Consider the following 26,674-nt stretch of genomic DNA (forward strand, 5'->3'; position numbering starts at 1 on the left):
AAGGTGGTGATATTTATGTATTTAGCATTAATCGGTGATATCATTAATTCAAAACAGATACTTGAACGTGAAACTTTCCAACAGTCTTTTCAGCAACTAATGACCGAACTATCTGATGTATATGGTGAAGAGCTGATTTCTCCATTCACTATTACAGCTGGTGATGAATTTCAAGCTTTATTGAAACCATCAAAAAAGGTATTTCAAATTATTGACCATATTCAACTAGCTCTAAAACCTGTTAATGTAAGGTTCGGCCTCGGTACAGGAAACATTATAACATCCATCAATTCAAATGAAAGTATCGGTGCTGATGGTCCTGCCTACTGGCATGCTCGCTCAGCTATTAATCATATACATGATAAAAATGATTATGGAACAGTTCAAGTAGCTATTTGCCTTGATGATGAAGACCAAAACCTTGAATTAACACTAAATAGTCTCATTTCAGCTGGTGATTTTATCAAGTCAAAATGGACTACAAACCATTTTCAAATGCTTGAGCACTTAATACTTCAAGATAATTATCAAGAACAATTTCAACATCAAAAGTTAGCCCAACTGGAAAATATTGAACCTAGTGCGCTGACTAAACGCCTTAAAGCAAGCGGTCTGAAGATTTACTTAAGAACGAGAACACAGGCAGCCGATCTATTAGTTAAAAGTTGCACTCAAACTAAAGGGGGAAGCTATGATTTCTGATTTTTTAAGGGATAATCCAATCCTAACTTTATTATTTTGTGCACATTTTTTAGCTGACTTTCAGTGGCAAAGTCAATCCTTAGCAGATAGTAAATCACATAGTTGGAGGGGACTCTGGAGACATCTCTTGATTGTTTTCCTCCCCCTAGCAGCTTTAATGATATTGATACCAGAAACTACTTTGTTAAATTTAAGCATATGGGGAAGTCATATTGTTATTGATAGTATAAAGAAATTGAGTTACCCTTGGGTAGAGGAAGGGCATTTCCAAAAAGCAGCTTTTATTATAGACCAACTAGCCCACTATACTTGCATTATCGTTTTTTACCATGCGCTTCCTACATATTTACCGCCTAATCATTGGCTTTTGCCTATCAAGCACTTTATTGTCATAGCTCTGGTTTTTATCATTATCACCAAACCCATTAATATTGTGTTTAAAATTTTCTTTAATAAATTTCAAGCTAAAGAATTATCATCATTATTAACACAAGAAAAAACCAAAATAATGAAAGAAAAATCTGAAGATCATGAAGAAACAATTGAAGGAGCAGGAGCTATGATTGGTAATTTAGAGCGTCTAATTATGGCTATATTACTAATCTCAGGACAGTATGCTGCTATAGGTCTTGTTTTTACTGCAAAATCCATTGCACGTTACGATAAAATTTCTAAAAGTCAGGTTTTTGCCGAATATTATTTAATTGGATCATTGTTCTCAATTATAAGTGTTTTGATAACTCATTGGTTACTTTTGGTATAGAAAAGCGCTAGAAATATCCTAACGCTTTTCTTTTATTCTGTCTTATAAGCATAAGTAAAATCAACATTCAAACCAGTTGAATTTCTTACCAACCCCTTTAATTTAGAATTTTGGAGTCCTTTTTTCCCTAGGTAATAAACTGGGTTATAATATGATTGATCAAATAAAGCTTTTTCAGCAGTTTTGTAATCATTAGCGGCATCTCCTGGTTTCAAGGCGTCAGTAGTAATTGCCTTTTGATAGGCATTGTCATACTCTTTAGAAGAAAATTTACCATAATTATACGCAGAATTAGTCGTGAATAACCCATAGAAAGTTGATCCTTCTGGATAATCTCCTCCCCATGAGAAGAGCACGACATCAAAATTTTCATTTTTTGCATCTTCAAGGCGTTGCTTGAAAGTAACAAATTTTTCTTCAACAGTTAGACCAGGCAAAGCACTCTCCCATGTAGATTTCACATAGTCAACAGCATTTTTAGCTGCTGGAGAGTCCGAATCAGCTGTGATTGTTAACTTGAGAGATGACTGACCAACCTCAGCAAGACCTTCTTTAAAAAGTTTTTGAGCTTTACTTGTATTATACGTATAACCTGGGGCAGTATACTTGGAAAGATCCTCACCATTAGGTAATTTGGCTAATTTTTTAGGGACCAGAGATTCAGCAGGAGTTGAACCTGTATCAACTGCCGCTTTAACAACACCTTTACGATCAGTCGCTAAATTCAAAGCTTGCCTAATTTTCTGATTTGTCAATGCTTTAACCGAACCAGTTTGGTTATAAATAATATATGTAGTACGTGCATCAGACGCATCTACTACATCTTTATTATTTTTATTAGCTTGATAAATAGCAGAAGTTCCTGATATTTCAGCAAAATCAATCTGACCTTGCTTGTACATTTGAACTGCAGTATCTGGTTTTTTGATAGTTTGAACTATGACACTATTTGTTTTAACATGTTTAGAATCCCAATAATATTTATTTTTGACTAATTTAAATTTACCATTTGAACCATTCCAATCCTTAACAAGGTAAGGACCTGAGTAAATTTGATTTTTTGATGTTGTACCATAATCTTTACCAACTTTTTCAACATACGATTGTTTTTGAGGCATAAAATTAGAGAAGGCTAAATAATATTTAAATTGAGGGCATGGACTTGTCAATTTAAAGGTCACTTGATTGCCTTTAGCTGTTACACCAAGTTTATTTAAATCTTTAATATCTCCAGAATTAATCTTATCAGCATTTAAAAGGTGCGATTCTGTCGCCAAGTAAGCATATTCAGATGCAGTTTTAGGATCAACTATTCTCCGCCATGTGTAAACAAAATCTTCAGCGCTTAGTTTGCTTCCATCTGACCATTTTAAATTATCACGAAGTGTAGCAGTATAAGTAAGACCATCAGAAGAAACGGATACTTTTTTAGCTAAATCGGGTTTTGGTTTGCCCTCTTTATCAATTCTAAGTAAATTGCTGCCTGAATTACCTATAGCTAAGTTTGAATAAGCATCTGTATTCTTTGAAATGTCCAATGTACTGATTTCAGTAGGAATATACCAATTAATAACTTTATTATCTCCAGAGTTCTTTGACTCATTACCACAGGCAACCAGGGTAACTGTGGTGGCTGTTAGAGTCGCCAAAGATATACCCAAAAACTTAAGTTTTTTTCTATTAAAACTAGACATAATACCAGTCCTCCTAAACCTTCTATAAAGATATAGGACATATTATATCATAAAATTTCAAGAAAGAAAGAAATATTTCAAATTTTCTGATTTTTATAAGACATAGTAGATCTAATATTGAGAAAACTAGTATATTTTAAAGTAGAATTTAACTTTGGTTATTAACTTGCAAATATAATTAAAAATAATTGAGTACACTTTATTACCTTTTCAGATACCGATAAAATCAATGAAATTATGAATCAGTTTTCTCAAAATACTCTGTCTTTACTATAACAAACATGTTAAACGATAATAAGTAATACTGATCATCATAAAGAATGGATATTTGATATACTTACCGAATGAATTCCTGTTTTTAACTTTTAAACTTTCCGAAAAACTATAATTTTCTTGAAAGTTATGATAGAGTATGATATACTTCTATTTATAGATATAATGGAGATTTTATTATGAAACGTGAATTACTACTCGAAAAAATCGATGAACTAAAAGAAATTATGCCTTGGTATGTTCTAGAATATTATCAATCAAAGCTTTCTGTTCCTTATAGTTTCACAACACTCTACGAATATTTAAAAGAATATAGACGTTTTCTTGAATGGTTATTGGATTCTGGTGTTGCTAATTGTCATCACATTGCAGAAATTGAGCTTTCAGTTTTAGAAAACCTTACTAAAAAAGATATGGAAGCTTTTATACTATATTTACGAGAACGCCCTTTATTAAATGCTAACACAAGGCAAAATGGGGTGTCTCAAACCACCATTAACAGAACTCTATCTGCCTTATCTAGTCTTTTCAAATACCTTACTGAAGAGGTTGAGAATGCTGACGGGGAGCCTTACTTTTATCGCAATGTCATGAAAAAAGTCTCAACCAAAAAGAAAAAGGAAACTTTAGCTTCTCGGGCAGAAAATATTAAACAAAAGTTATTTTTGGGCAATGAAACGATAGAATTCTTAGAGTATATAAATTGTGAATATCAAAACAAACTTTCCAAACGTGCTTTAGCTTTTTTCAACAAAAATAAAGAGAGAGATTTAGCTATTATTGCTTTGCTACTAGCTTCAGGAGTGCGTCTATCTGAGGCAGTAAACTTAGATTTAAAGGATATTAACCTTAATGTAATGGTTATTGATGTCACACGAAAAGGGGGGAAAAGGGACTCTGTCAATGTCGCTAGCTTTGCGAAGCCCTACCTTGCTAATTATTTAGACATCCGTAAAAATAGATACAAAGCAGAAAATCAGGACATTGCTCTATTTTTATCAGAATACCGTGGGGTGCCAAATCGTATTGATGCTTCAAGTGTAGAGAAAATGGTTGCTAAGTATTCCCAGGATTTTAAGGTTCGTGTAACACCTCATAAACTAAGGCATACTCTTGCTACTAGGCTATATGATGCTACAAAATCTCAAGTATTAGTTAGCCACCAACTAGGTCATGCTTCCACTCAAGTTACTGACCTATATACCCATATTGTTAACGATGAACAAAAGAACGCTTTAGATAAACTATAGTAACATAAATAAAGTTATGTAAATATTTTATTTTACATAACTTTATTTATGTATAGAAACAGCAGTCCCATAATTAATTTTGCTATCCACCGAAATGGACAAATTCAGACTAGATAAGACTTCTTTTGTCATATATAACCCCATGCCTGTTGCCTTTTGGTGCTCATGACCGTTGTAACCCGTAAAGCCATCTTCAAAAAGTCTAGGGATATCTTCTTCGAGTATGCCGATACCGTAGTCTTGTATTCTAATACTCTCTTCTCCTATGCTTATTATTATCTTTGACTCAGGATTAGAATATTTTATGGCATTATCTAGCACCTGTGAAAGAGCAAAAGTTAACCACTTTTTGTCTGTTTTCCAGATATTATCGCCTTCAATTATGATAGATAAGCTTTTGGATAGACAAATAACCTTATACGATTTTATAATTTCTACTACTACTTCTCTAAGGCTAACAGCTTCAAAACGAAAATCGTCACGATATTGTCTAAATTTCAAAAATGCTAACAACGTTTCAAGATAATGTTGCAATTTCAATAATTGTTGTTCAACTTCCTTAGGATCGAGATGATTTGTCTGGGCCATTAATGAAATAGCTGCCAATGGAACTTTCATTTGGTGCGACCACATCTTTATCATAAGTGCAACATGATTGGTTTGTTCAATTGTTTCAGAAACTTTTTGCGCTTCTCTAGCTTCTAATTGTGTAATAATATTAAAATAAGCGTAATCACTCGGTTGAAGTTCGAAAGAGGGGTCCTGACTACTATTAAAATATTTGAGATGTAACATTTTTTTCCTGTAACGACTGTATTGCCAAATACTAATTCCTAGTAAAACAATAACATTTAAACCTAAGGAATTAAACAAATAGGGCATTGGTAAATGATATAGATAGAAACTAATAAAAAATAGGACAAACATCATGATATATAAAATATACCAAATCAAGTGTTCTCTTAAAAACTGGCGTATCATTGTAGTAAATACCCAACTCCTCTCACTGTATGAATGTAATCAAAACCTATTGGGACAATTTTTTTACGTAAGCGTGTCATATTAACATTAAGTGTATTTTGATCAATAAAACTATCATTTTCCCAAAGTTTCTCTAATAGAGACTCTTTTGAGACTACTTGTTTAGGATGCATGAGCAAGATAGATAGGATTTTATTTTCTGTTGGCGATAAAATAACCTCTTTATCTTGGCTAGACAATAACCCTTCTCTTGTCAACGTAAATCCCCCAAAAGTTAATTCCTGTTGGATAAATTGTTGACTTCTCCTTAAAATAGCAGTTAGCTTAGCATCTAATACAGCTAGAGAGAATGGTTTTGAAATAAAGTCATCACCCCCCATATTTAATGCCATAACCATATCCATTTCATCATTACTAGATGAAATGAAAATAATAGGAATTGTTAAAAACTTACGCAATTCTGCAGTCCAGTAAAAACCATTAAAATAGGGTAACGTAATATCCATTAGTATCAAATCGGGTTGAAATGCGATAATTTCTTGTTTCACATCACGAAAATTGCTGACACTAGAGACATGATAGCTAGCTGATAAATGATCTTTTAAAAGTGACACAATCGTCATATCATCTTCTACAATATAAATTTTTCCTTGCTCTTGTGACATATCCCCTCCTAAAATAGTACGAAATCTCTTTCTTTCATTTAGTATAACAAATTTTTTAGTCTATCGGTTTCTATTAATGCAAAAGGATTGGTAAAATAACCAATCCTTTTTAGCGTTCAATAATATGATAATAAGTTCGACTAGTTATACGGTAAATGATAAAGTAAATTATAGAAATCGCAAGTACTGTCAAACCACTTACTACATATACGATTGTTGAGTTAAGCACCCCAAATACCAAAAGCATCTGTTTTAGCATTGGAATAGCAACTCCAAAGTGAATAACTGCTACCACTAAAGGTTGGAAGAAGAAAATCATAATTTGAGAATTAATAGTCCGTTTAACTAATTTTTTGCTCATACCTACTTCTTGTAAGATACGATAAGATCTCTTATCTTCATGACCTTCTGAGTATTGCTTATAGTAAACAATTAGAGCTATACCTAGCAAAAAGCTTATACCTAACAGAAATCCAGTAAATAATAACCCACCAAACATTTGATAACCTTCTTTTAGAAAACTCTGTTTAGTGCTAATATTTCCAACATACTTACCATCTACCTCTATTATGTCGTTTTTAGAAATTGAATTTATCTCTTGACTATTCAAATCCAAATATGCCTTAAAGGTTTTTGGAAAAGTATTGATGTTCTTAGTATAAGGTAAATATGCTTTTCTAATATTGTCAATTTGTTTGTTGTTTGCAAATATAATCAAACCCGGGTTGTAAGTATTTGTAGTCTCTGGGACATAAGCCTCTTTTAAATTTTTTACAACGTCAAATTTATTTCCCAATAGATTTATTTTTTTCAAACGGCTATCACCTTTTTGAACAAAGTAAGCCACTTGGTTATCTTTTAATTTTGGTAATTGGTGACCTAAACGACGGAAATCATTCTGAGTAATTAGGTACATAAAACCCGTTTTTGTGATATCAACATGTTTGACGTTTTTAGATGTGATATTAAGTTCACTTGATTGACTAACTGGCATCGAAATCATTGTCTGATTATAAGTGATAGCTTCCTTAGATGACTTACCTAGTTTCTTCAAAATCTTTTCTTCAAATATATTTTTCGCGTCACCTTTTGAATTATCTATTGATAAACTTACTGATTTTGGAAATAGTCCGGTAACAACATTTTGTGTATTTGAATAAAGTGAGACTGTTGTAGCAATAGTAACTAGAGCCATAACAGCTAATAAAGTGATACTTGCTAACCCTACTGCATTTTGCTTCATTCGAAAAATCATTTGCGAAGTTGATACAAAATGCTCAGATTTATAATAATAATGCTTGTTTTGACGCAACCTTTTTAAGTACCATGTCATAAAACTAATATAAAAAAGATAAGTACCAGCAATAACTAAAAGTACTGCAAAGAAGAAACGATAGATAACAGCTAATGCAGGTGCTTTACCTGAAGTAAGAGCCATTGTATAAGCGATGGCGATAGCTACTAACGCTAAAATTGCAAGTATAAGATTACCTTTTGGTTCTTTTTCTCCCTGTTGTTTCTTTCTAAAAAGACTTAATGGGGATGATAAATGAACATGTCGAATAACTGGAACTTCTAAAGTCAGAAAAATACCTGTAAATATAACGATACAAATAATAAATGGCCATAAACTTAAACTAAGATTTAGTGCATGATAGTTAATAATGTTGACAAAAATTAAATAAATAAATTTAGCAAAAAAAGCACTAAACAGACTTCCTATAGAAATAAGAAATATATAAATAATAAACAGCTCTAGACTAGCTACACGCGCAACTTGACGTTTATTCATCCCCAAAATGTTATACAGTCCAAATTCACTACTACGCTGTTTCATCAAGATATTGTAGCTATAATGTTCCATGACTACCGCAAAGATTGACAAAACAATCACTCCAAGAAAAAGAACCGTTGCCGCTGTCCCCATATCTCTTCCAACAGCACTCATTAAGATTAGTAGCGTAGAACAAGTCAATGAATAAAGTAATAAACTGGCTAAGAGGAATGGTATGTACTGGTCTATAGAATGTTTTAAATTATGCCAGGCTATTTTGAGATAAAACATATTATTCACCCCCTAATATGGCAGACATTGTTAAAGAAATATCTTTATTGAATTCGCTATTATTCTTATTACCACGATAAAGTTGGTGAAAAATACGTCCATCTTTGATAAATAAAACGCGTTTGGCATGACTAGCAGCATTTGCTGAATGGGTTACCATCAAAATAGTTTGTCCATCCAAGTTAATAGTTTCAAATAAATTCAGCAAGTCTTCTGAATTACGGTAATCTAACGCTGCTGTTGGTTCATCTGCTAATAAAATTTGAGGGTTGGTTATCAAACTACGAGCAATCGCTACACGTTGCTTTTGCCCACCAGAGAGCTCGAAAGGTCTCTTATCTAATAAGTCATCAATTCTCAGATGAGAAGATAATTCTGACAAACGATGATCCATTTCTTTGTAACGTTTACGATCAAGAACTAAAGGAAGATAGATATTATCTCTTACAGAGAGAGTATCCAAAAGGTTGAAGTCCTGAAAGACGAAACCAAGATTTTTCAAACGAAAACTCGCTAATTTTGCCTCTTTAATTTTCGTAATATCTTCCCCATTTAAAATCACTTGTCCATTTGTCGGTTTTTCTAAAGTAGCTAAAATATTTAGCAGAGTTGTTTTTCCCGAACCAGACTCTCCCATAATAGCAATGAATTCCCCTTGTTCAACTTTAAAATCGACGTCTTGTAGAGCCCTTGTCTCTTCTTTTGAAAAACGTGTACGAAAAACCTTTTCTAAGTGATTGATTTCTAATAACATATAATTCTCCTTTATTTATTATACCCTAATTTTGATTGATTCTACTCTTTAACCAAGACTGTGACTCTTGTAAAGGAAGGCTGGTTACTTGATCTGGTAAGATAGGGGTGTTCTCGTATTTATATCCTTGTCGATCACTAACTATTCCTGTAGTTAAAGCTAATCTAGCACCGTCGTAAAGCATGAAAGTTTCATTAACAGTCGTATATCCTGCTGTAGCTTGACCAAAGCTTTTAACATTAGGTAATCCTTTAAATGATAAAAAAGTCATTTCTGCCGAACTAGCAGTTTTATGATTAGTTATAATAGCGATTGGAACATGCTTAGTATTGATTGTTTTCCTAGATATTTTTAATGCTTCTAGCGGTATATTTTTCATCGTGATTGTTTTCTTATTTCCATACTTATCAGTATAATGAAATAGGGTATCATTTGGTAAAATAGAGGCTACCCCCCAATCATAGGGATCATATTGCCGCCAGTATTATTCGATAAGTCTAAAATGAGTCCCTTATAACTTTTTTCCATCAATATATTTTGTAATTTACCACTATAATGGCTAATAGATCGTTTATCTAACTTACTTATAGAAGGAATAGTAATTAAGAGAATGTCTTCGTTTAATCTTCGATATTCTGGATATCGACTATCTAGGGTATCTCTTCGTACAGTCTCTTTGGATAATATTTGACTATGTTTACCGCCTCCATACCGTACTGCTTCCTGTACAATGTTGCGACTCTCTTGGTAAGATTTTGACGTTTTCAACTTTTTTTCTGATCGTTGTCTTATAATTTGCCATTGACGACCTTGCGAATACAAACCACGCTGTTCAACACGATCTAAAATAACACGTCCATAACGTTCGCTACTAGGAGGTAATAGATAAATATTTAATGCTGAACCATAATAATGAACTACCACTCCTAAAATTCCTAAAACTATAAGCATTGGAACTACAAAAAGTAAAACTATTTTTCGCCGCATCTCTTGCTCCCCCTTTCTCTTTAAGTCTATTATATGGCAAAATGGTTTACTATAACCTTACATCTTAAGACCTATTTCTTACAAATTTGAAAGTTTTAAAAGCTTTATAAACTATAATTTTGATATAATATCTTACATAACAAATGGAAAGTACGGTGAAAACATATGGCCAAGACAAGTAAAAAATTGACAAAATCTTTAGGGCCTATTGGTAAATTAATTTCAATAATCCCTGACACAACTGAACTTATTGGAAAAGCAATTGATAATTCTCGTCCAATTATTGAAAAAGAACTTGACCGTCGTCATGAAAAAAAACAGACTTATACTCAGCTTGATAATGTAGTACACCTTGATATCAATGATGCGCAAGTTTACTTAGAGCAACGCCATTTTAATGTATCAAGGATTGTTGCTGAACCAAATTCAAAGTGGGCAACCCTACATCCTAATCAAGTTGTGAATATGTCGCCTAAAGCTGGTAGGGTCAGAATCGGTTCATTAGTGAAGTTGTACTATATTACAGAGGATATCCTTGAAGAAAGTAAGACACTACTTTTATCTAAATCCGAAAAAAGTAAAGCACGACAACAACGGTTAACAGAAGTATTGAGTACCCCTAGTCAATTACTCAAAAAAAATCGAAATAAATAAGCATGATCGAATTGACCATGCTTATTTATTTTTACCAAACAGGTTGATCTAAACCTTGAGATGTTTTTTCGATAACTTTTTTAACCGCATCTGTATGGTAAGCTTTCACAACTTCTTTAATGGCTTTAGCTTTTGATTTGTCTTGCCAACCTTTTTGAGCAACTAAAAGGTTGTACCATTGTTTTGCATTTTTACTTTTTGGTTCAATAAAAATAGCTGATTTAGGATTTATTCCTGCTTCTGTCACAAAATCATTATTAATAACTGCTGCATCTGTGGAATCCAAAGAACGTGCGGTCTGTGCTGCATCTACTTCTTTTAAATCTAAAGATTTAGGATTGGAAACAACATCTGACATTGTTGCTAATGCATCACCTGATACTTTCAATTTTAGCAAGCCTGCTGATTGTAACAAGTAGAGAGAGCGACTTTCGTTAACTGCATCGTTTGGGATAGTAATAGTTGCTTTATTTGGAATTTCAGAAACTGTTTGGTATTTACCTTTACCGTTCTTAGTACCAGAGTATAATCTAAAGGAAGTAAAGTATGTCTCAGCAACGGAAACAAGATTGGTCTTATTTGCTTTATTCCAATTGTTTAAGTAATTATAATGCTGGAAAGCATTAATATCAATCTCATCACTTTCTAAAGCTTTATTAGGTTGTGTATAATCTGTGAATTCCGTAAATTTTAGCTTAACGCCTTTTTTCTTAACTAATTCTTCGATTTTATCCCAACGAGCTTTTTCAGTTTTACTCTTTACCATTGTTCCAACTCTAACGACTTTGGCGTCTTCATTTTTAGACTGACCACAGGCTCCTAAAATAAGTGCTGAAATTACTACTGTTGTCGTTAACCCTAATAGCTTTTTGATTTTCATAATTTATTTCTCCTTTGATATGGTTGTATGATTAATCAACTGATACTAGTGTAACAAAAAGCTAATGGATTAAAAAATACTTATTATCAATCAAGAGATATAGCTTTTAACTATATCATTTCTTTTATAATTTTACTTTCGAGGGCTCCGTAAAGCGGTCCAATAATAGGCGACTTCCTCATAACCTTGGTGCTCATACATTTTTCTGTTTTCTTCTTCTGAAATTAAGATAACTTTCTTAAACCCCCTACTTGCATCAAATTGTAGGCGCGTACCAATTCCTTGTCCTCTGTAGGACTCTTGGACATAAAAATCATCTATTTCCACGTATTCACCATAGTCCCAAGCTGTTACATCTCCAATAATTTGATTATCTTTAATAGCTAGGTAAACTTTAGCATTATTATTTAAAAGATTAACACGATTATCATTATACATTTGCTTAGCGTAAATTTCTCCGTAAACTATACTTTGTTTATATTTGAACTTTAGGTATTTTTCTAGGTAATTTTCATTAAGTTTAGTAAATGTGATGTCATCAAATTCTTTTTCCAAAAGTTTAAGATGATTTAATGAATTTGTAAATATGATATGTTTCTCTGATTCAAAGCCTTGTTGTGATAAAGTTCTCTGTAATTCACTGCTCAATTCAGCATTTTCCTCAAAAAATACAAAAGCAAAATCAGACTGATAATCTTTTTGTTCATCTGCTAAATAGATCATATCCTGTAAAAACTCACTTACTGTAGGCATTATTTTGTAGCTAATATAGTTTGAAAAATAACGCTCTGAAATGATTATATTCTTAAAATGTTTATACCGATTAGTTTCCAAATAAGCTTTTTCGGATGACTCAAGTAATTCTTTATAGTGCATATTTACTCCATTCATACATTTTTAAAAATCAATATAGAAAATTTGACCTTGCTTGTTGGCAAAGTCAAATGAATATATCAATAGTTGAGAAATTTTTCTAAATCTTTCAAAGCTCGTGTAGCAATAGCTTCATAACGCTCTTTCTTATCACGAATTCGTGGACCTTCTAATTCTTTGATGATACCAAAGTTAACATTCATTGGTTGGAAATGTTTGCTGTCTGTATGTGTAATATAATGTGGCAGTGCACCAATAGCAGTAGTTTGTGGGAAAACTACTTCACTCTCCCCATTGAAGCGACGGACAGCATTGATTCCCGCTACAAGACCACTTGCTGCCGATTCTACATAACCTTCAACACCGGTCATTTGTCCAGCAAAGAAAAGATTTGGGTTCTTACGTGTAGCAAAGGTTTGGTTTAAAAGATTTGGTGAATCCATATAAGAATTGCGATGCATAACACCATACCGGACAAATTCAGCATTTTCAAGACCAGGAATCATTTGAAATACACGTTTTTGTTCTCCCCACTTAAGATGAGTTTGGAAACCAACTATGTTATAAAGAGAGCCTGCAGCATTATCTTGACGTAATTGAACAACAGCATATGGTGTTTTAAATTCACCATCTCGCGGTCCTTTGTAGTCCTCAGGATACTCCAAACCAACTGGTTTCATTGGACCATAAAGCATCGTTTTAATACCACGCTTAGCCATCACTTCGATAGGCATACAACCTTCGAAGTATTTTTCTTTCTCAAAAGAATTTAGTGGTGCTTCCTCAGCTGTAGTTAAAGCTTCATGAAAAGCCATAAATTCTTCTTTGGTCATTGGACAATTTAGATAAGCTGCTTCACCTTTGTCATACCTAGACTTAAGGTAAACTTTATTTATGTCAATCGTATTTTTATCGACAATTGGAGCGGCGGCATCGTAAAAATAAAAACCATCACCACCATTAAGTTCATGGATTTTAGCTGCCAGACTATCACTTGTTAATGGTCCTGTAGCGATAACTGTAATAGCATCTCCAGGGATATCTGTGATTTCATCACGAATTACTTCGATTAATGGATGTTTATGGATTTCCTCAGTAACAGCTTCAGAATAACCTTCTCTATCAACGGCCATGGCTCCACCTGCTGGAACTCGATGTGCCTCCCCATTTCTCATAATGATAGAATCCAAACGACGCATTTCTTCTTTTAAAAGACCAACTGCATTTGTTAGAGAATCACCGCGGAATGAATTGGAACATACTAATTCTGCAAAATTATCTGTTTTATGTTGAGGGGTTGATTTAACCCCACGCATTTCATAAAGCTTAACTGGTATTCCACGTTTAGCAATTTGATAAGCTGCTTCAGAACCAGCCAAACCAGCGCCGATAACATTAATGTAAGATTGAGACATGAACTAATACCTCTTGAAAGTAGTCAACTACTTCCTCAAATCTTTCTATATAATTTATTTTTCCATTATAACATACATAGCTACTTCTTCAAAAAACGTTATTCATTAAACTACTAGTTATTCTCTAAATAAAACTCAAAACGATCTCCAACATATTGCCCATGAACATATTCAAAAGGCTTACCATCAGTAAAGTATGAAACTTGTGTCAATGCCAAAATAGCATGGCCTGCGTTAACTTCTAAATGCGAAGCAACACGTTCACTAGCATTTCTAGCATATATAGTTTGTTGGCTTTTCCCAATTTCGTAGCCATTCTCTGTTAAGGTTTTAAAGAAATGTTCTGTAACCTCTGATTGTTCAAAACCTTTAATTAAATTCTCTGGTATAGAGGCTACCTCATAAACCAACGGTACCTTATCAGCATAACGTACCCTTTCCATACGAACCACATAATCTGACTGTGATAAATTTAATTTTTGAATTTCGGTTTCATTTGCTAGTTTTCTTTGAAATGAGATTAGTTTACTGGATGGCTTACGCCCTTGAGAATTGACAATTTCTGTAAAACTAGTTGTTCCCCGCATTTTTTCTTGAACACGATGACTAGCAACATAGGTGCCACTACCAACTCGTCTCTCCAAAATACCTTCTTCAACTAACAATGTAATTGATTGGCGAAGTGTCATACGACTTACACTATAATCATCCGCTAAATCTCTTTCGCTAGGTAACCGCTGCCCAATCTTCCAAGTCCCTTTATCGATTTCCTTTTTAATAGCGTCGTGAATTTTAATATATGCTGGTAACAATATTCTCTCCTCCTAGAATCTACACTTCATTTTACCATACTTCTATATATTTCTAACTCTAAAATCGTGAAATAATTCAGAAAAATCATAAACAATATTTCTTGATAAGAAAGCGTTTAATCAATTATTTTAATGATGTTAATTTATATAAAATATGCTAAAATGGTATAGGTACAGCTGTTTTTAAAATTAGCTACAAAGAAAGGGAAACAATGACTGATATTTCTATATTGAATGATATCCAAAAAATTATCGTTCTAGATTACGGTAGTCAATATAACCAGCTTATCGCACGTCGTATCCGTGAATTTGGTGTATTTTCTGAGTTAAAATCACATAAAATTACGGCTGATGAAATTCGCGATATTAATCCTATTGGTATCGTACTTTCAGGTGGTCCAAATTCCGTATACGCTGATGGCGCTTTTGGAATCGATGAAGAAATTTTTGAATTAGGAATTCCAATCTTAGGAATTTGTTATGGCATGCAACTGATTACCCATAAACTCGGTGGTAAGGTTCTTCCTGCGGGAGAAGCTGGTCATCGTGAGTATGGTCAATCAGCACTTCGCCTACGCTCAGAATCAGCACTCTTTGCTGGCACTCCTCAAGAACAACTTGTTTTGATGAGCCATGGTGATGCTGTCACTGAAATTCCTGAGGGTTTCCATCTCGTTGGTGACTCTGTTGACTGTCCATTTGCTGCAATGGAAAATACTGAAAAACAATTTTATGGTATCCAATTCCACCCCGAAGTTCGTCACTCAGTATATGGCAATGATATCCTTAAAAATTTTGCTGTTAATATCTGTGGCGCACGTGGTGATTGGTCAATGGATAACTTCATTGATATGGAAATTGCAAAAATACGTGAAACTGTAGGCGATCGTAAAGTACTTCTTGGACTATCTGGCGGTGTTGATTCATCTGTTGTCGGAGTACTCCTACAACGTGCTATCGGTGATCAATTAACATGTATTTTTGTAGATCATGGTTTATTACGTAAAAATGAAGGTGACCAAGTTATGGATATGCTTGGTGGTAAATTTGGACTTAATATTATCCGTGTTGATGCTTCAAAACGCTTCCTAGATCTTCTTTCTGGTGTTGAAGATCCCGAGAGAAAACGAAAAATCATCGGAAATGAGTTCGTGTACGTTTTTGATGATGAGGCAAGTAAACTTAAAGGCGTTGATTTCCTTGCTCAAGGTACCCTCTACACAGATATTATTGAATCTGGGACAGAAACAGCCCAAACAATCAAGTCACACCATAATGTTGGTGGATTGCCAGAAGATATGCAATTTGAATTGATTGAGCCACTTAACACATTATTCAAAGATGAGGTTCGCGCTCTTGGTACTGCACTTGGAATGCCTGATGAAGTTGTATGGCGTCAACCATTCCCTGGGCCTGGTCTTGCTATTCGCGTTATGGGTGAAATTACCGAAGAAAAACTTGAAACAGTCCGCGAATCAGATGCTATTCTTCGTGAAGAAATCGCTAAAGCTGGTCTAGATCGTGACGTATGGCAGTATTTCACAGTTAATACTGGCGTACGTTCTGTCGGTGTTATGGGAGATGGTCGTACTTATGACTATACAATTGCTATCCGTGCAATTACTTCAATTGATGGCATGACAGCTGACTTTGCGCAACTTCCTTGGGATGTACTTAAGAAAATTTCGACACGTATTGTTAACGAAGTTGATCACGTTAACCGTATTGTTTATGATATTACAAGTAAACCACCTGCAACTGTTGAGTGGGAATAATATAGAAAGTAAAAATAAAAGTTTTACACTGATTTTATAAGGTTTTTCGAAACTAGAATGGTATAAATTCTATCTTTTTAGATAAGGTACCCCGCCAATTTCCCCGCCAAAAAAATTGGCATATAATTACAAAAACTCTCTTAGTTTTCCACTAGGAGAGTTTTTGTAATTTAGCTTATAATTCAATATTAAACTTTTTAAGTAAAATAATAAATTCATCAATATATTTCGAATCAAGGATTTTACTATCATTATTTATACTATAATCAATTGCATTTATATCAGGGAGGTTTTCATATTTATTATCAATATATTCTTGATTTTTTAGTGTAGCAGAAAGAAGGACTTGTTTATTTAATGTTTTAAAATGTTTAATCATTAACTCTTCTTTTCCAGTAGAGATTTCACCTTCTCTGAAAGAATCATTAATAATTGGATACGAATGTTTTAATAAGTTATTTAGAGAAATTAATCTGCAAAAATAATATACTTGACCATCACTTCCAGAATAAGTAGCATCTTTTTTGGTAAATAAATCATCAAAAATCAATTTCCCACTAGGGTCAATTTCTTTATAAAGAGTATTCATTTTTGTAACGATATCCTCTTTAATTAATTTTATCGCTTCCTTATTGTTTAAACCTCTTTGTTCTAAAATTGATTTATCAAATTGTAAACTGTGTAATTTTTTATTTAGCTCTAACAACTTATCATCATAATCTATATCTGTATTGATAATCTCAGAATACAATAAACTTTTTTTAAAATCCTTTGGAGTATCTTTTAAAAGTGTTTTAAATTCATCTTGAACTTCATTGAGTTCTTCGGTCAACTCAGTAATTTCATTTTTACTCATTAAAATTTGAAAATCAATCGAATTTAAAACTTGTTTTCTTACTTCTACGTTACTTAAATCAAAATTAACATCACGATTTTTAAAGCTGATGTTAGAACTGCCACAATCTGTACAATATACATTCCCACTTTTTATTTCTCTGTTAAGCGAGTTTAACTCCTTTAATAGTTGATTTAATTTATCCTGTCTAACTTGTTCTCTATTTCGTTCTCGTTGTATTTCGCTAATTTTGTCATTTAGTTGCTTTGAGCGACTTTGAAATTTTTCAAATTCTTCATTACTAGTAAATTTATCTAAATAGCTAGAAACATTTTTGTCTGTTTTGAGTAATTTTAGATATTCTTTATTGGCTTTGATTTCGTTCTGAACTACCTTAATTTCTTCTTTTATTTCATCTAATTCTTTGCTATGACTAATATTAGAATATCCTTTCAATGCGATTATCATACTGAAAAAATCACTTTTATTATAATATCCTTTATTAACAATATTTGAAGGATTTCTACTATCTTGTCCAACGAAAAACAACTCATAAAAAAGTTCTAAATCGGCTACTTTTTCCCTACCGTTTTTTTCAATCACTGGAATATCGAAAATATTTTGTTGCTTTAAAAAATACTTCAACTCAGAAAGAGTTTCAAAGATATGAAATTCTTGAAGATATCTAACTAAAAATGTATTTTTCTTTCGTAAGAATTCATAATCAACTCCAGCACAATTAATCATTGAATAAAAATAATAATCATCTTTTTTAAAATTTCCAGGGAAAATAGGTGTATTTCCAATTGAATACATAAATGCTTGAAATAGTAATGTTTTTCCTTTATTATTTTCATCACTATAAATTATATTAACCCCATCTGTTAATCGTTTTTCAATAAAGGCTTCTTCTAAGTTACCAAATGCAATTTTTTTAATCAACATTTTCTTCAATCCCTTCTTTAACCATTGATATTAAGTACAATAAAGTAAAATCTTCATCTATCATTTTAGGAATTCTATTTTGCTTGATTATATCCAAAATTTCGTAAATATCTTCTTTTTCTTCTACTAAAATTAATATACGCTCAAGAAGCTCCCAAAACAATCGTTTATTACTATTTTTGTTAAAAAGCAATCGAGATAAATTAGTATTACAATTTTGTACTATATCTTTTCTTTCTGATTTTGGTTCGTCCTTTATAACATCAATAAAATCATTGGGAATACGTCGTTTGAACAATTCAACTCCAATTATTCTGTTAACGACTAAAGTTTCTAATTGTTTCCTAGTAAGATGTTTTTTTAGATTCAAAGCGTCTGCAACATTATTAATAGAAATATTATGTATGGAAATATTTTTTAATTCCGTTTGTTTACTTCTAACTTCATCAAAAATAGATTCAAAGAAAGTATCATCTCTGATATTACTTTTAAACTGAATTATGTTTTTAATGTAAATAGCTTTAGAACTATCTCCTGTAACAAAATATATCTGATTTAAAAATTCAGAAATTTGTGAGGAGTATTTTGAATCTAGCGATTCCAAATTTTTCCTACGTTTAAATTCTGCTACTAGCCCTTCTCTTATTTTAACTATATCTTTAAAATTATCAATTTTAAATTCAGTTAACGTAATATCATTTAGATAATTTTCTTTTAACTTCGGGATAAATAAAATATATTCATAAAACTCAAGTGGTGATATAAAATTTTGAAATAATGTTATCAAATGTCTCCCAATAGTTCTTGGTGTCAGTGAGGCAACATTTTTGGATTGAACATCCCAAAGTTTTAATAAATCATTGCTGACTCCAGTGATATCATTAAAACAATCGACAAAGAATGAATCTATATCAGTACTATCAGATTTAAAACTCATTAAATATAGTAATGACTTTGTTTCAAAATCGTTCGCCTTAGCATTATTCTGTTCAGTTGTTTCAAAAATATACATCTATTCTGCTCACTTACTTTTATTACAAATATTATACCATTATTTCCGAAGACAAATTAAATACCCTATTTTATTCTTATAAACTAAAATAAAAAAACTCTTAATTTGAAGTAAAGAGTTTTTTTATCTAAAATTTTTACAAGAGACTAGAAAAATGTTTAGCCTTTTCCTTTGATATTCCAAAATTCAGATTACGGTGACCTTGAAATAAGGTATCAAAAGTAATGATTGAAAGAAAATTATTTAGCAAGTAACTAAAAGGCGATTCTCCTACAGCTATTAATTCAACTTTTCGTCCATTATCTAAATCTGTTATAGTCACTAGAACTTGCCAACATGTATATCTACTTAAACCTGGATGTTTAATATAGTCTAAAAAATTTCCTTGACCAGAATATGAGATTTCTTTAGAATTTTGCCTCTCAATACTACCACTCAGCCTTTTGGTGGCATTATATAGTATTTCTTCTATCTCAAACTTACTTAATTCACTATAAACTTGAATTGTTTGGAAATTAAATTTTGCCATTATAGTTTGCTCCTTTTTATTAATATCTATCCAACTCTCTTCTCTCTTTTTCTAATTCAAGCTCCGTAACTCTATCTTGTAAAATTTTATTTGAATGATGTAAATTATAAATCTGTTCTTCCATCATTTTTGTATTATACTCATTTGAATAATAATGAATTGCTTGTTCTAAATTTGAAGCAATATTAGCATTTAAATAGTATCTTATTCTCGAAATATGATTATGCTTCCTGAATTCTGTTGGAATAGAAAAATATTCTTTCCTCAAAGTAGATAATAATTTCTTCTTTTCCTCTGTATGCTCTTTTTGATTCTCTCTAATTAATTTATTATACTTAATTTTCTCTTTAAAAATTCTAACTTTATCACTTAAATATAGTATTATAGATAAAATCCAAGCGAAAAAAAGGATTTCTGAATTACTAAAAATTTAAAAGATGATAAGCAATAAAATAACAAAACCACCATATATTTTTTTCTTTGTAAATTCTAATTTCAACTGACTTAAATTAGAATTTTTTTGATTAAAATGTTCGTCTAATTTAAAAATTTTATCTACCTCTTCTTCAGCAATTTTAAGTGCTTCATAGGCTAATTCTTCAGAAGTAGGTTTTGATGATAATTGTGGCTCGTCATTAAATTGTTGTACTGATAAATTATTATTGTTAGTATACCTTGACTGAAGATAGTTAAGGATAGCAATTCCCCTTGTATAAATGATTTGGTTGCTCATTCTTACATATTCTTCAAAACTGTCAATTTCAGATAAACGAATTAAGTATCCCTCATCATCAAAGAATACTGTTAAAAAATTTTCAGATAAAAACGTTTCAAAGTCTTCAAATTGGTTAAAATATTCTTTTTCATCTAAAATGGCTTTTTTAAACTCGTCATCCGGAGTCAATGTACCATCATATAACTCCCATATGACTGATAAAGCAAGGTCAAAATAATCATTGTATGGAGACTGAGCTCTTTTTGGATTAATTCTTCCTTTTGGAAAAATCCCAAAATTTCCTATTTGATAATTATTACAAATCTGATAAACGGGATTTTCTTTATCCTCAAGTTCAAATTCGAAAGGAAAATCTTCATCACAATGAGTATATGATTTTATGACATTAAGAATTTCATTTTGCTTATCTCTAGATAAGTTGCGATATGATTTTCCATAATACTTTCTAAAAATAGCTGTACGATATGTTATAAGTGTGTCTCCACTATGTTCATTCTCGTTATACCATTCAAAAATCTCACTATATATTAATTTGGTCAATTCAGAGCGGTCGGGTTCATCTCCCTGTAGTAAAAAACTAAATTTTACTGCTCTGTCTTTGTCTGAAATATATTCTTGCAGACTTTTGAATGGATATGTCTGAAAATCTTCGAGTTTCATTGTAATATCTCCTATCTTATTCTCCGTACTTAATTATAGTCAATTTATTGAGTATAGTCAATAAATTGACGGATGTAGAATGAAATTATCAATATACGGAAATGAGATAACAGATGATTTCATATAAACCTTTTTACGAAACTTTATTTAACCAAGGTAAGACTGAATATGAGTTAATTTTTCACCACGGCTTATCAAGCAATACGCTACATAGAATGAAAAAAGGAAAACCAATAACTACAGCTACATTAGATACTTTGTGTTTTATTTTAGACTGTAACGTATCTGATGTAATTACTTATATTCCAGATGAAGGGGAGGAATAATATTCTTATGCCAATAACAAAATTTAAAAACTCGTGTCATATAATTTTTAAAAACTGTTCAGAACGAATTCAAAAAGTGTATGAAGATTATGGCTATCAATCTAATATATCTTTTTATCCAAATGATGAGAAACTAATAGGAAATATTTTAAGTTATTCTAGTCTAGACAAATTACGTGCAGAATATTTGATAACTCCCGGTGTGATAAATTTTCTAGTCAAACAAGAGCATTATTTTCATGATGAAAACGAATTACTTTGGGGTGACAATATAGATGATTATTTAGAAGATTTTTTTATCGCAATGATACTTGATATTCAAGAAATACCGGAATATGCCAAGCATCTATTGAATTTATCTTTACTAGATACAAATTCTATCAAAGAGTATTTTCAAGTAAATTTTTCTTTTGGTAGTTCCAATTATGATGAACTGAAAGATAAATTTATTGATTTTACATACAATCAATTTGATACAATAGAAATTTTAGAGGAAGATTCAATATTTTCATTTATAGAAAAAGATTCTGTTCTTCTATCTTCGAAAAACAAAGATACTTTTCTTACTTTCAAGTATCTTCCTGATAAGTTAGAGTTGCTAGCAAAGTATGTTTTATTACCAATAATAGATAAAATAACACTTGAAAATTTGATAAACAAAAATGATTAAACCTTTATTATAACATTTTTTCCCTCACTTCGTGTGGGGATTTTTTTATTGTCATAAAAATTTTATCCCCACACCTCTATTTATCAAAAATGCGAAAATAAGGTTGTCAAGGAGGTCATGAACTTCTTGATAAATTTATCAAGTGTGCACACAATAAAAACAACTGAGGTATAGGTATGTCTATAAATATTGAAAATGTGAGTTTCAGCTCACCTAGCTTAAAAAATCTACTTATTGGAACTTCTAATGTCGAACATATTCCTACTACTGCTTTTGTTATTGAATGCAGAGATATTCCTAAGCGTAATGAAAAAAATGAAGTCATTGATGGAACCATAAGTAAAAAAGTTTTATCTGCTCTCCAGCCAGAAATTGTAAAAGCTATTCAAGAAGTAGGAGGAGATTTAAGCACTATAAAACCCTTTACGATTGAAGTACAAAACGATGAAGCATCTTTAAAGAAACTCAATAACGAAGCTATTATAGCTAAAACCATCGACTTAGATGAAGCACTTTTAGCATTGAAATGGGTGTCTGATGGTCGGAATAGCGGTGCTTACAGAGAATTCAAACTCATAATTTCAGAAGTAAAGTTATTGGGCGGTAAATCATGATACTAAATAAAATAAAACGAAATTTTAGTAGATATGATTTTCGTGAGGATTCCCCTACTTATTTATCTATATCAGAAACCATAGAAGTTCGTAAAGGAAAGCAATCTGCTATTCTCAAGAAACTATTTAAGGTTCTCCTACTATCTCTTCCTATTACCTTTCTTTCATCAATGTTGCCTATATTAAACGTTGTTTACAAGATAGGTATTATTGTATCTTCTGCTCTTGTCGCTCTTTTTATCGGTCATATTGGTATGAGACTCTTATTTTCAGTTTATTCTCCTATCTGGAAATACAGATTTTTAAGCATTCTTGAGCTTGCAACAGAACGACTAGATTTAATACAACTCCCTTCTAATAAAACCCAGATAAAAACAGTTGAATGGAAATTTTATAAAGAAGCTGACAGGATTGTAATTAAGCTCAATCCGTCTGGGACTATACCTAGTATTCAGCAAGTAAAAGAAATATCTAGAAGGTTGACCGAATTTCTTATCCAGGCTACCCACGAAGAATGGAATCTTTTGGAATCCACTATAGATAGTAATATTGTTGTCCTTAAATACGGCGAAAATCCAATAAGATATTCCGTAAGTGAATTGTTTGAGATTACTGATGATGATTACTGTGTAAATCACAATCCAATAAAACTTTATGACAATATTTTCTTCGATATAGCTAGTGAGGCTAGTCATCAGATTATAATAGCCCCTAGTGGAGCTGGAAAATCACTTTACTTAGCCACACTAGCTGGCTTATTAATCAAACAAGGGCACTCTGTAAGTTTAATTGATGCAAAACAAACCTCTTTAGGTGCTACTTTTGAAAATCTAGGTATTCCTGTCGCACGCAATGCAGAAGAGATTGTTCTACTTCTAGAACAAATGGTATTTGAAATGGAAGATATATATAAACGCTACTTCTCCTTTTCTTCAGTTGATTTTTCAACTACATATAAAGATTTCTCTCTACCAGCCCATTATCTTATATTTGATGAGGTACTGGCAGCATTAGAATCTGGAACTCCAGCTCAACAAAAGGAAATGGTTAGATTATTAAAAATACTCGCCTTAAAATCAAGAGCTTCTGGAAGAGGATTGCTTATTCTAGCAAGCCAAAAACTCCTCGCCTCTGATTTACCTAGGGCAATCACCGAACAATGTCAAACTAGAATAATACTTGCAAGCGACGCTAGTATATCCGAGGAAACTTTTTATAGTATCATGGGCAAAGAGAAAAAAGACCTTTTGGTTGATTACAGAGGAGGAGTTGGAAAAGGATATATTCTAACTCCGAAAACAAACGGAATAAAATATTTTGAGACTCCATATTTTGATTTGAATTCAAGAGATTTCAAAGATAAAATAAGAGACTTTCAAACTATTCCAAGAAAGCAGATAGAATGAATTAACTATCTAGTGAGCTGGCTTGCCCAAGCAAGCCAGAGCTCGCTAGATGTGTGTATTAGCCTGCTACTTGACATGCAGGCATGATAAGCGGAGGATAAATGACAAGAGAAGTATATAACACAAAAATAGTTCAATATAGCTCGAATACTTTTGAAATAATTCATTATAGAAATCCCAAGATTAGACGATTAGGAGAAAATGGTATTAAAGATACTACTCCTTCTTGCAAAAAGCCAAGCTATGATGAGTTATATCAACAATCTCATCGAATCAAAAGACGAATCCGTCACTATCTATTATGTAATGATTTCGATTTATTTTGGACATTAACTTTTGACGATGCGAAAATCAATTCTCATGATTATTTAATAGTAAAAAAGAAAATACGTACTTGGCTCAAAGCTCAGCGTGAAAAATATGGAAAATTTCGTTACATTTTCATACCAGAATTACACAAGAATGGACGGCTTCATTTTCATGGAGTAACAGGCGGTTTTAGTCCAAAATTAACAAAAGCAAGAAATACTAAAACTGGTCGATTGATAAAAAAGAATGGCAAGCAAGTCTATAATGTTGATTCGTATCAATTAGGATTTAGTACCGTTACAAAAATCGATTCTTCTAAAAAAGTTGCTAACTACATTACAAAATATATCACAAAAGATTTACTAGCTATTCCAAGTGGATATAAACAGCCAAAATATTTTTCATCTCGTGGTTTAATAAAACCGATAGTAAGTTATGAAAATCTAGAAAGAAACTATTTTGAGGGATTAACCCCTAGTTTTTCCTTAGGTCATTTAGATAATCTTGAATATAAAGAAGATATTGCTATTTACAACCTATCAATAGATGAGAATGGAGATATTACCGCAAATTCAACTGGCACAAAAATAAGAATAAGAAAGGAACTGTGAGCGTATGAAACCATTGATTAGCAAAGACGACTTAATAAAACTAGGTTATAAAAAACATACTGCGATTAGTATTATTCAGGCGGTAAAGCAAGATTTGGTGTATAATAAAGGCATACCATTCTACAATAACCGTAGGCTCGGATTAGTGCCACGTAAAAATGTAGAAAACCTTATCGGTGTAGAACTGGATGAGGACTGACAAATGGCAAAAACACGTTATAGTGGTGTGTTTATAGACACGAAAGGAAAATATTTCTATGAAACAGAGCTAGGAATTGACAAAATCAGCGGTAAGCGAATTCGTAAGAAAAGCAGAAAAGATAGCAATGGGAAACCTTTTTCTACTGCCAGAGAAGCCTATTTAGAGCTTACTAGAATAAAACGAGAATATCATAAGGCTCACGCCTACGCTAACTACAATATGAACGTAAAGCAATTTATTTTAGATTGTTATATTCCATATTATAAATCGTATGTAGAAGAAAGCACCTATGCTGTTAGAATCAAAAACCTTGAAAAAATTGCAGAACGCTTTGAAAATAGGACGTTACGTAATTTAACTATTGAAGATATTCAGAATTATAGAATATGGTTACTATCAAGGAAGGAAGAAAACGGCTCTGGTTATTCTCAAGCCTATGCTAGTCTTATCTTTGGTATGTTTAGAAAATCCCTAGATTATGCTGTAGAAATGGGGTATTTGGAAAATAATATTTCTAAAAAGGCTAAAGCTATTCCAAAAGGAAAAGCTATCGTTCCCTACTGGACTAAAGTCGAATTTGAGCGTGTCATTGCTCAAATCTGTATTGATGATTTTTACGAACATCTGAATTTCGTTATGCTCTGGACTTATTTTACAACAGGCATACGCATCAACGAAGGCATGGGGCTGTTCTGGAACGATATTGACTTCGCTAAGAAACGAATGCGTGTACATCATATGCTTATTCTAAAATCAAGGAAAAACTGGCAAAGAAACGCCTACACTAAAACAAGTGATGGCAAACGAATTATTTCCCTAGATGATGATACTATTGCTATTCTAAAGCATTGGAAGAAAAGACAAAAAGAAATCGGCTTAGGTAATGAAACTGATTTTGTCTTTACCTATGATAGCTTTCCGATGATAAAATCTACACTAGCTAGAATTATTAAACGATACTCTGAACTTGCTGGCGTAAAGCGAATACAAGGTAAAGGGCTTCGCCATAGTAACGCTTCTTATTTGATAAACGAATTTAATGTATCTGTCTTGATTTTATCGAAAAGGTTAGGTCATTCTAGCCCAGAAATTACTTTGAAACATTACTCACACCTTTGGAGTGGAGCTGATGAATCTATTGCTGAAATAATGAGTGGGAATATATCCATACATACGGCTCCAAAAACAAAAATTCAATTTAACGGGAATCAAAACCTAAAAAGATAACCCCGCCAGAAATCCCGCCAAATAGATTTAAAAGGCATTACAACCCTTA

26 protein-coding genes and 1 pseudogene are annotated in these 26,674 nt (G+C 32.2%); 12 read left to right on the forward strand and 15 right to left on the reverse strand.

What is annotated here, in order from left to right:
- Positions 1 to 15: 15 nt before the first annotated feature.
- Both EGX70_RS02640 and EGX70_RS02645 read left to right on the forward strand, forming a co-directional pair.
- Entirely contained in the window at positions 16 to 702 is a 687-nt protein-coding gene (locus EGX70_RS02640) for a SatD family protein (RefSeq protein WP_000280308.1), read from the forward strand.
- The gene (locus tag EGX70_RS02645) at positions 692 to 1,465 is read left to right on the forward strand and encodes a DUF3307 domain-containing protein (protein ID WP_000622398.1); all 774 of its coding nucleotides are present in this window, start codon (positions 692 to 694) and stop codon (positions 1,463 to 1,465) included. The genes EGX70_RS02640 and EGX70_RS02645 overlap by 11 nt, the downstream gene beginning before the upstream one ends.
- 32 nt (positions 1,466 to 1,497) lie before the next feature.
- Here EGX70_RS02645 and EGX70_RS02650 read toward each other — a convergent pair whose 3' ends face one another.
- Positions 1,498 to 3,159, reverse strand: a complete 1,662-nt coding sequence (locus tag EGX70_RS02650) for a peptide ABC transporter substrate-binding protein (RefSeq protein WP_000093960.1) — start codon at positions 3,157 to 3,159, stop codon at positions 1,498 to 1,500.
- Between the two features lie 452 nt (positions 3,160 to 3,611).
- Between EGX70_RS02650 and xerS the strand changes: the two genes are divergently transcribed.
- Positions 3,612 to 4,682 carry a tyrosine recombinase XerS gene (gene xerS, locus EGX70_RS02655; RefSeq protein ID WP_000817933.1) on the forward strand — a complete coding sequence of 357 codons (1,071 nt, stop codon included), beginning with the start codon at positions 3,612 to 3,614 and terminating at the stop codon, positions 4,680 to 4,682.
- Between the two features lie 42 nt (positions 4,683 to 4,724).
- Here xerS and EGX70_RS02660 read toward each other — a convergent pair whose 3' ends face one another.
- The 5 genes and pseudogenes from EGX70_RS02660 to EGX70_RS02680 all read right to left on the reverse strand — a co-directional run bounded on the left by EGX70_RS02660 (position 4,725) and on the right by EGX70_RS02680 (position 10,134).
- The gene (locus tag EGX70_RS02660; RefSeq protein ID WP_000620981.1) at positions 4,725 to 5,663 is read right to left on the reverse strand and encodes a HAMP domain-containing sensor histidine kinase; all 939 of its coding nucleotides are present in this window, start codon (positions 5,661 to 5,663) and stop codon (positions 4,725 to 4,727) included.
- Entirely contained in the window at positions 5,660 to 6,328 is a 669-nt protein-coding gene (locus EGX70_RS02665) for a response regulator transcription factor (RefSeq protein WP_000076874.1), read from the reverse strand. The genes EGX70_RS02660 and EGX70_RS02665 overlap by 4 nt, the downstream gene beginning before the upstream one ends.
- 109 nt (positions 6,329 to 6,437) lie before the next feature.
- A complete protein-coding gene (locus EGX70_RS02670; protein ID WP_000499553.1) occupies positions 6,438 to 8,393 on the reverse strand; it encodes an FtsX-like permease family protein in 1,956 nt (651 codons plus the stop codon).
- A gap of 1 nt (position 8,394) precedes the next feature.
- Positions 8,395 to 9,147 (reverse strand): ABC transporter ATP-binding protein, encoded by a 753-nt coding sequence (locus EGX70_RS02675; protein ID WP_000923535.1) that lies wholly within the window; start codon positions 9,145 to 9,147, stop codon positions 8,395 to 8,397.
- Positions 9,148 to 9,172: 25 nt separating this feature from the next.
- Positions 9,173 to 10,134: pseudogene (locus EGX70_RS02680) on the reverse strand (S41 family peptidase).
- A 165-nt stretch (positions 10,135 to 10,299) separates the two neighbouring features.
- Between EGX70_RS02680 and EGX70_RS02685 the strand changes: the two are divergent.
- A complete protein-coding gene (locus EGX70_RS02685) occupies positions 10,300 to 10,788 on the forward strand; it encodes a PASTA domain-containing protein (protein WP_001140791.1) in 489 nt (162 codons plus the stop codon).
- Between the two features lie 31 nt (positions 10,789 to 10,819).
- Here EGX70_RS02685 and EGX70_RS02690 read toward each other — a convergent pair whose 3' ends face one another.
- The 4 genes from EGX70_RS02690 to EGX70_RS02705 all read right to left on the reverse strand — a co-directional run bounded on the left by EGX70_RS02690 (position 10,820) and on the right by EGX70_RS02705 (position 14,768).
- The gene (locus tag EGX70_RS02690) at positions 10,820 to 11,668 is read right to left on the reverse strand and encodes a MetQ/NlpA family ABC transporter substrate-binding protein (RefSeq protein ID WP_000694283.1); all 849 of its coding nucleotides are present in this window, start codon (positions 11,666 to 11,668) and stop codon (positions 10,820 to 10,822) included.
- A gap of 132 nt (positions 11,669 to 11,800) precedes the next feature.
- On the reverse strand, positions 11,801 to 12,544 hold the full coding sequence (locus EGX70_RS02695; protein ID WP_123947887.1) for a GNAT family N-acetyltransferase: 744 nt from the start codon (positions 12,542 to 12,544) through the stop codon (positions 11,801 to 11,803).
- Positions 12,545 to 12,621: 77 nt separating this feature from the next.
- On the reverse strand, positions 12,622 to 13,956 hold the full coding sequence (gene trmFO / locus EGX70_RS02700) for a methylenetetrahydrofolate--tRNA-(uracil(54)-C(5))-methyltransferase (FADH(2)-oxidizing) TrmFO (RefSeq protein WP_000083750.1): 1,335 nt from the start codon (positions 13,954 to 13,956) through the stop codon (positions 12,622 to 12,624).
- Between the two features lie 113 nt (positions 13,957 to 14,069).
- On the reverse strand, positions 14,070 to 14,768 hold the full coding sequence (locus EGX70_RS02705; RefSeq protein WP_000936162.1) for a GntR family transcriptional regulator: 699 nt from the start codon (positions 14,766 to 14,768) through the stop codon (positions 14,070 to 14,072).
- 212 nt (positions 14,769 to 14,980) lie between these two features.
- On the opposite strand from EGX70_RS02705, the gene guaA reads away from it, so the two are divergent.
- A complete protein-coding gene (guaA, locus tag EGX70_RS02710; protein ID WP_000129872.1) occupies positions 14,981 to 16,543 on the forward strand; it encodes a glutamine-hydrolyzing GMP synthase in 1,563 nt (520 codons plus the stop codon).
- Positions 16,544 to 16,718: 175 nt separating this feature from the next.
- Here the strand turns inward: guaA and EGX70_RS02715 are convergent, their stop codons facing one another.
- The 5 genes from EGX70_RS02715 to EGX70_RS02730 all read right to left on the reverse strand — a co-directional run bounded on the left by EGX70_RS02715 (position 16,719) and on the right by EGX70_RS02730 (position 21,260).
- Positions 16,719 to 18,323 (reverse strand): hypothetical protein, encoded by a 1,605-nt coding sequence (locus EGX70_RS02715; RefSeq protein ID WP_000905721.1) that lies wholly within the window; start codon positions 18,321 to 18,323, stop codon positions 16,719 to 16,721.
- The gene (locus EGX70_RS02720; RefSeq protein WP_000275197.1) at positions 18,313 to 19,335 is read right to left on the reverse strand and encodes a hypothetical protein; all 1,023 of its coding nucleotides are present in this window, start codon (positions 19,333 to 19,335) and stop codon (positions 18,313 to 18,315) included. The genes EGX70_RS02715 and EGX70_RS02720 overlap by 11 nt, the downstream gene beginning before the upstream one ends.
- A gap of 136 nt (positions 19,336 to 19,471) precedes the next feature.
- Complete coding sequence (locus EGX70_RS02725) at positions 19,472 to 19,864, reverse strand: hypothetical protein (protein ID WP_001051463.1); 393 nt, start codon at positions 19,862 to 19,864, stop codon at positions 19,472 to 19,474.
- Positions 19,865 to 19,883: 19 nt separating this feature from the next.
- Entirely contained in the window at positions 19,884 to 20,132 is a 249-nt protein-coding gene (locus tag EGX70_RS11130) for a hypothetical protein (protein WP_003060962.1), read from the reverse strand.
- A gap of 162 nt (positions 20,133 to 20,294) precedes the next feature.
- Positions 20,295 to 21,260, reverse strand: coding sequence for a hypothetical protein (locus tag EGX70_RS02730; RefSeq protein WP_253257587.1), 966 nt, complete (start codon positions 21,258 to 21,260; stop codon positions 20,295 to 20,297).
- Positions 21,261 to 21,373: 113 nt separating this feature from the next.
- Between EGX70_RS02730 and EGX70_RS02735 the strand changes: the two genes are divergently transcribed.
- The 7 genes from EGX70_RS02735 to EGX70_RS02765 all read left to right on the forward strand — a co-directional run bounded on the left by EGX70_RS02735 (position 21,374) and on the right by EGX70_RS02765 (position 26,625).
- Positions 21,374 to 21,586, forward strand: a complete 213-nt coding sequence (locus tag EGX70_RS02735; RefSeq protein WP_000626833.1) for a helix-turn-helix transcriptional regulator — start codon at positions 21,374 to 21,376, stop codon at positions 21,584 to 21,586.
- A gap of 7 nt (positions 21,587 to 21,593) precedes the next feature.
- Complete coding sequence (locus EGX70_RS02740) at positions 21,594 to 22,256, forward strand: hypothetical protein (protein WP_001122998.1); 663 nt, start codon at positions 21,594 to 21,596, stop codon at positions 22,254 to 22,256.
- Between the two features lie 176 nt (positions 22,257 to 22,432).
- Positions 22,433 to 22,870, forward strand: a complete 438-nt coding sequence (locus tag EGX70_RS02745; RefSeq protein WP_000026310.1) for a hypothetical protein — start codon at positions 22,433 to 22,435, stop codon at positions 22,868 to 22,870.
- Positions 22,867 to 24,276 carry an FtsK/SpoIIIE domain-containing protein gene (locus EGX70_RS02750; RefSeq protein ID WP_000602606.1) on the forward strand — a complete coding sequence of 470 codons (1,410 nt, stop codon included), beginning with the start codon at positions 22,867 to 22,869 and terminating at the stop codon, positions 24,274 to 24,276. The genes EGX70_RS02745 and EGX70_RS02750 overlap by 4 nt, the downstream gene beginning before the upstream one ends.
- Before the next feature lie 101 nt (positions 24,277 to 24,377).
- A complete protein-coding gene (locus tag EGX70_RS02755; RefSeq protein WP_000196485.1) occupies positions 24,378 to 25,196 on the forward strand; it encodes a hypothetical protein in 819 nt (272 codons plus the stop codon).
- Between the two features lie 4 nt (positions 25,197 to 25,200).
- Positions 25,201 to 25,395, forward strand: coding sequence for a DUF3173 family protein (locus EGX70_RS02760; protein WP_000803257.1), 195 nt, complete (start codon positions 25,201 to 25,203; stop codon positions 25,393 to 25,395).
- Positions 25,396 to 25,398: 3 nt separating this feature from the next.
- Positions 25,399 to 26,625 (forward strand): site-specific integrase, encoded by a 1,227-nt coding sequence (locus EGX70_RS02765; protein WP_001140786.1) that lies wholly within the window; start codon positions 25,399 to 25,401, stop codon positions 26,623 to 26,625.
- Positions 26,626 to 26,674 lie beyond the last annotated feature (49 nt).

This window comes from Streptococcus sp. FDAARGOS_522 (assembly GCF_003812445.1).
Classification (GTDB): domain Bacteria; phylum Bacillota; class Bacilli; order Lactobacillales; family Streptococcaceae; genus Streptococcus; species Streptococcus agalactiae.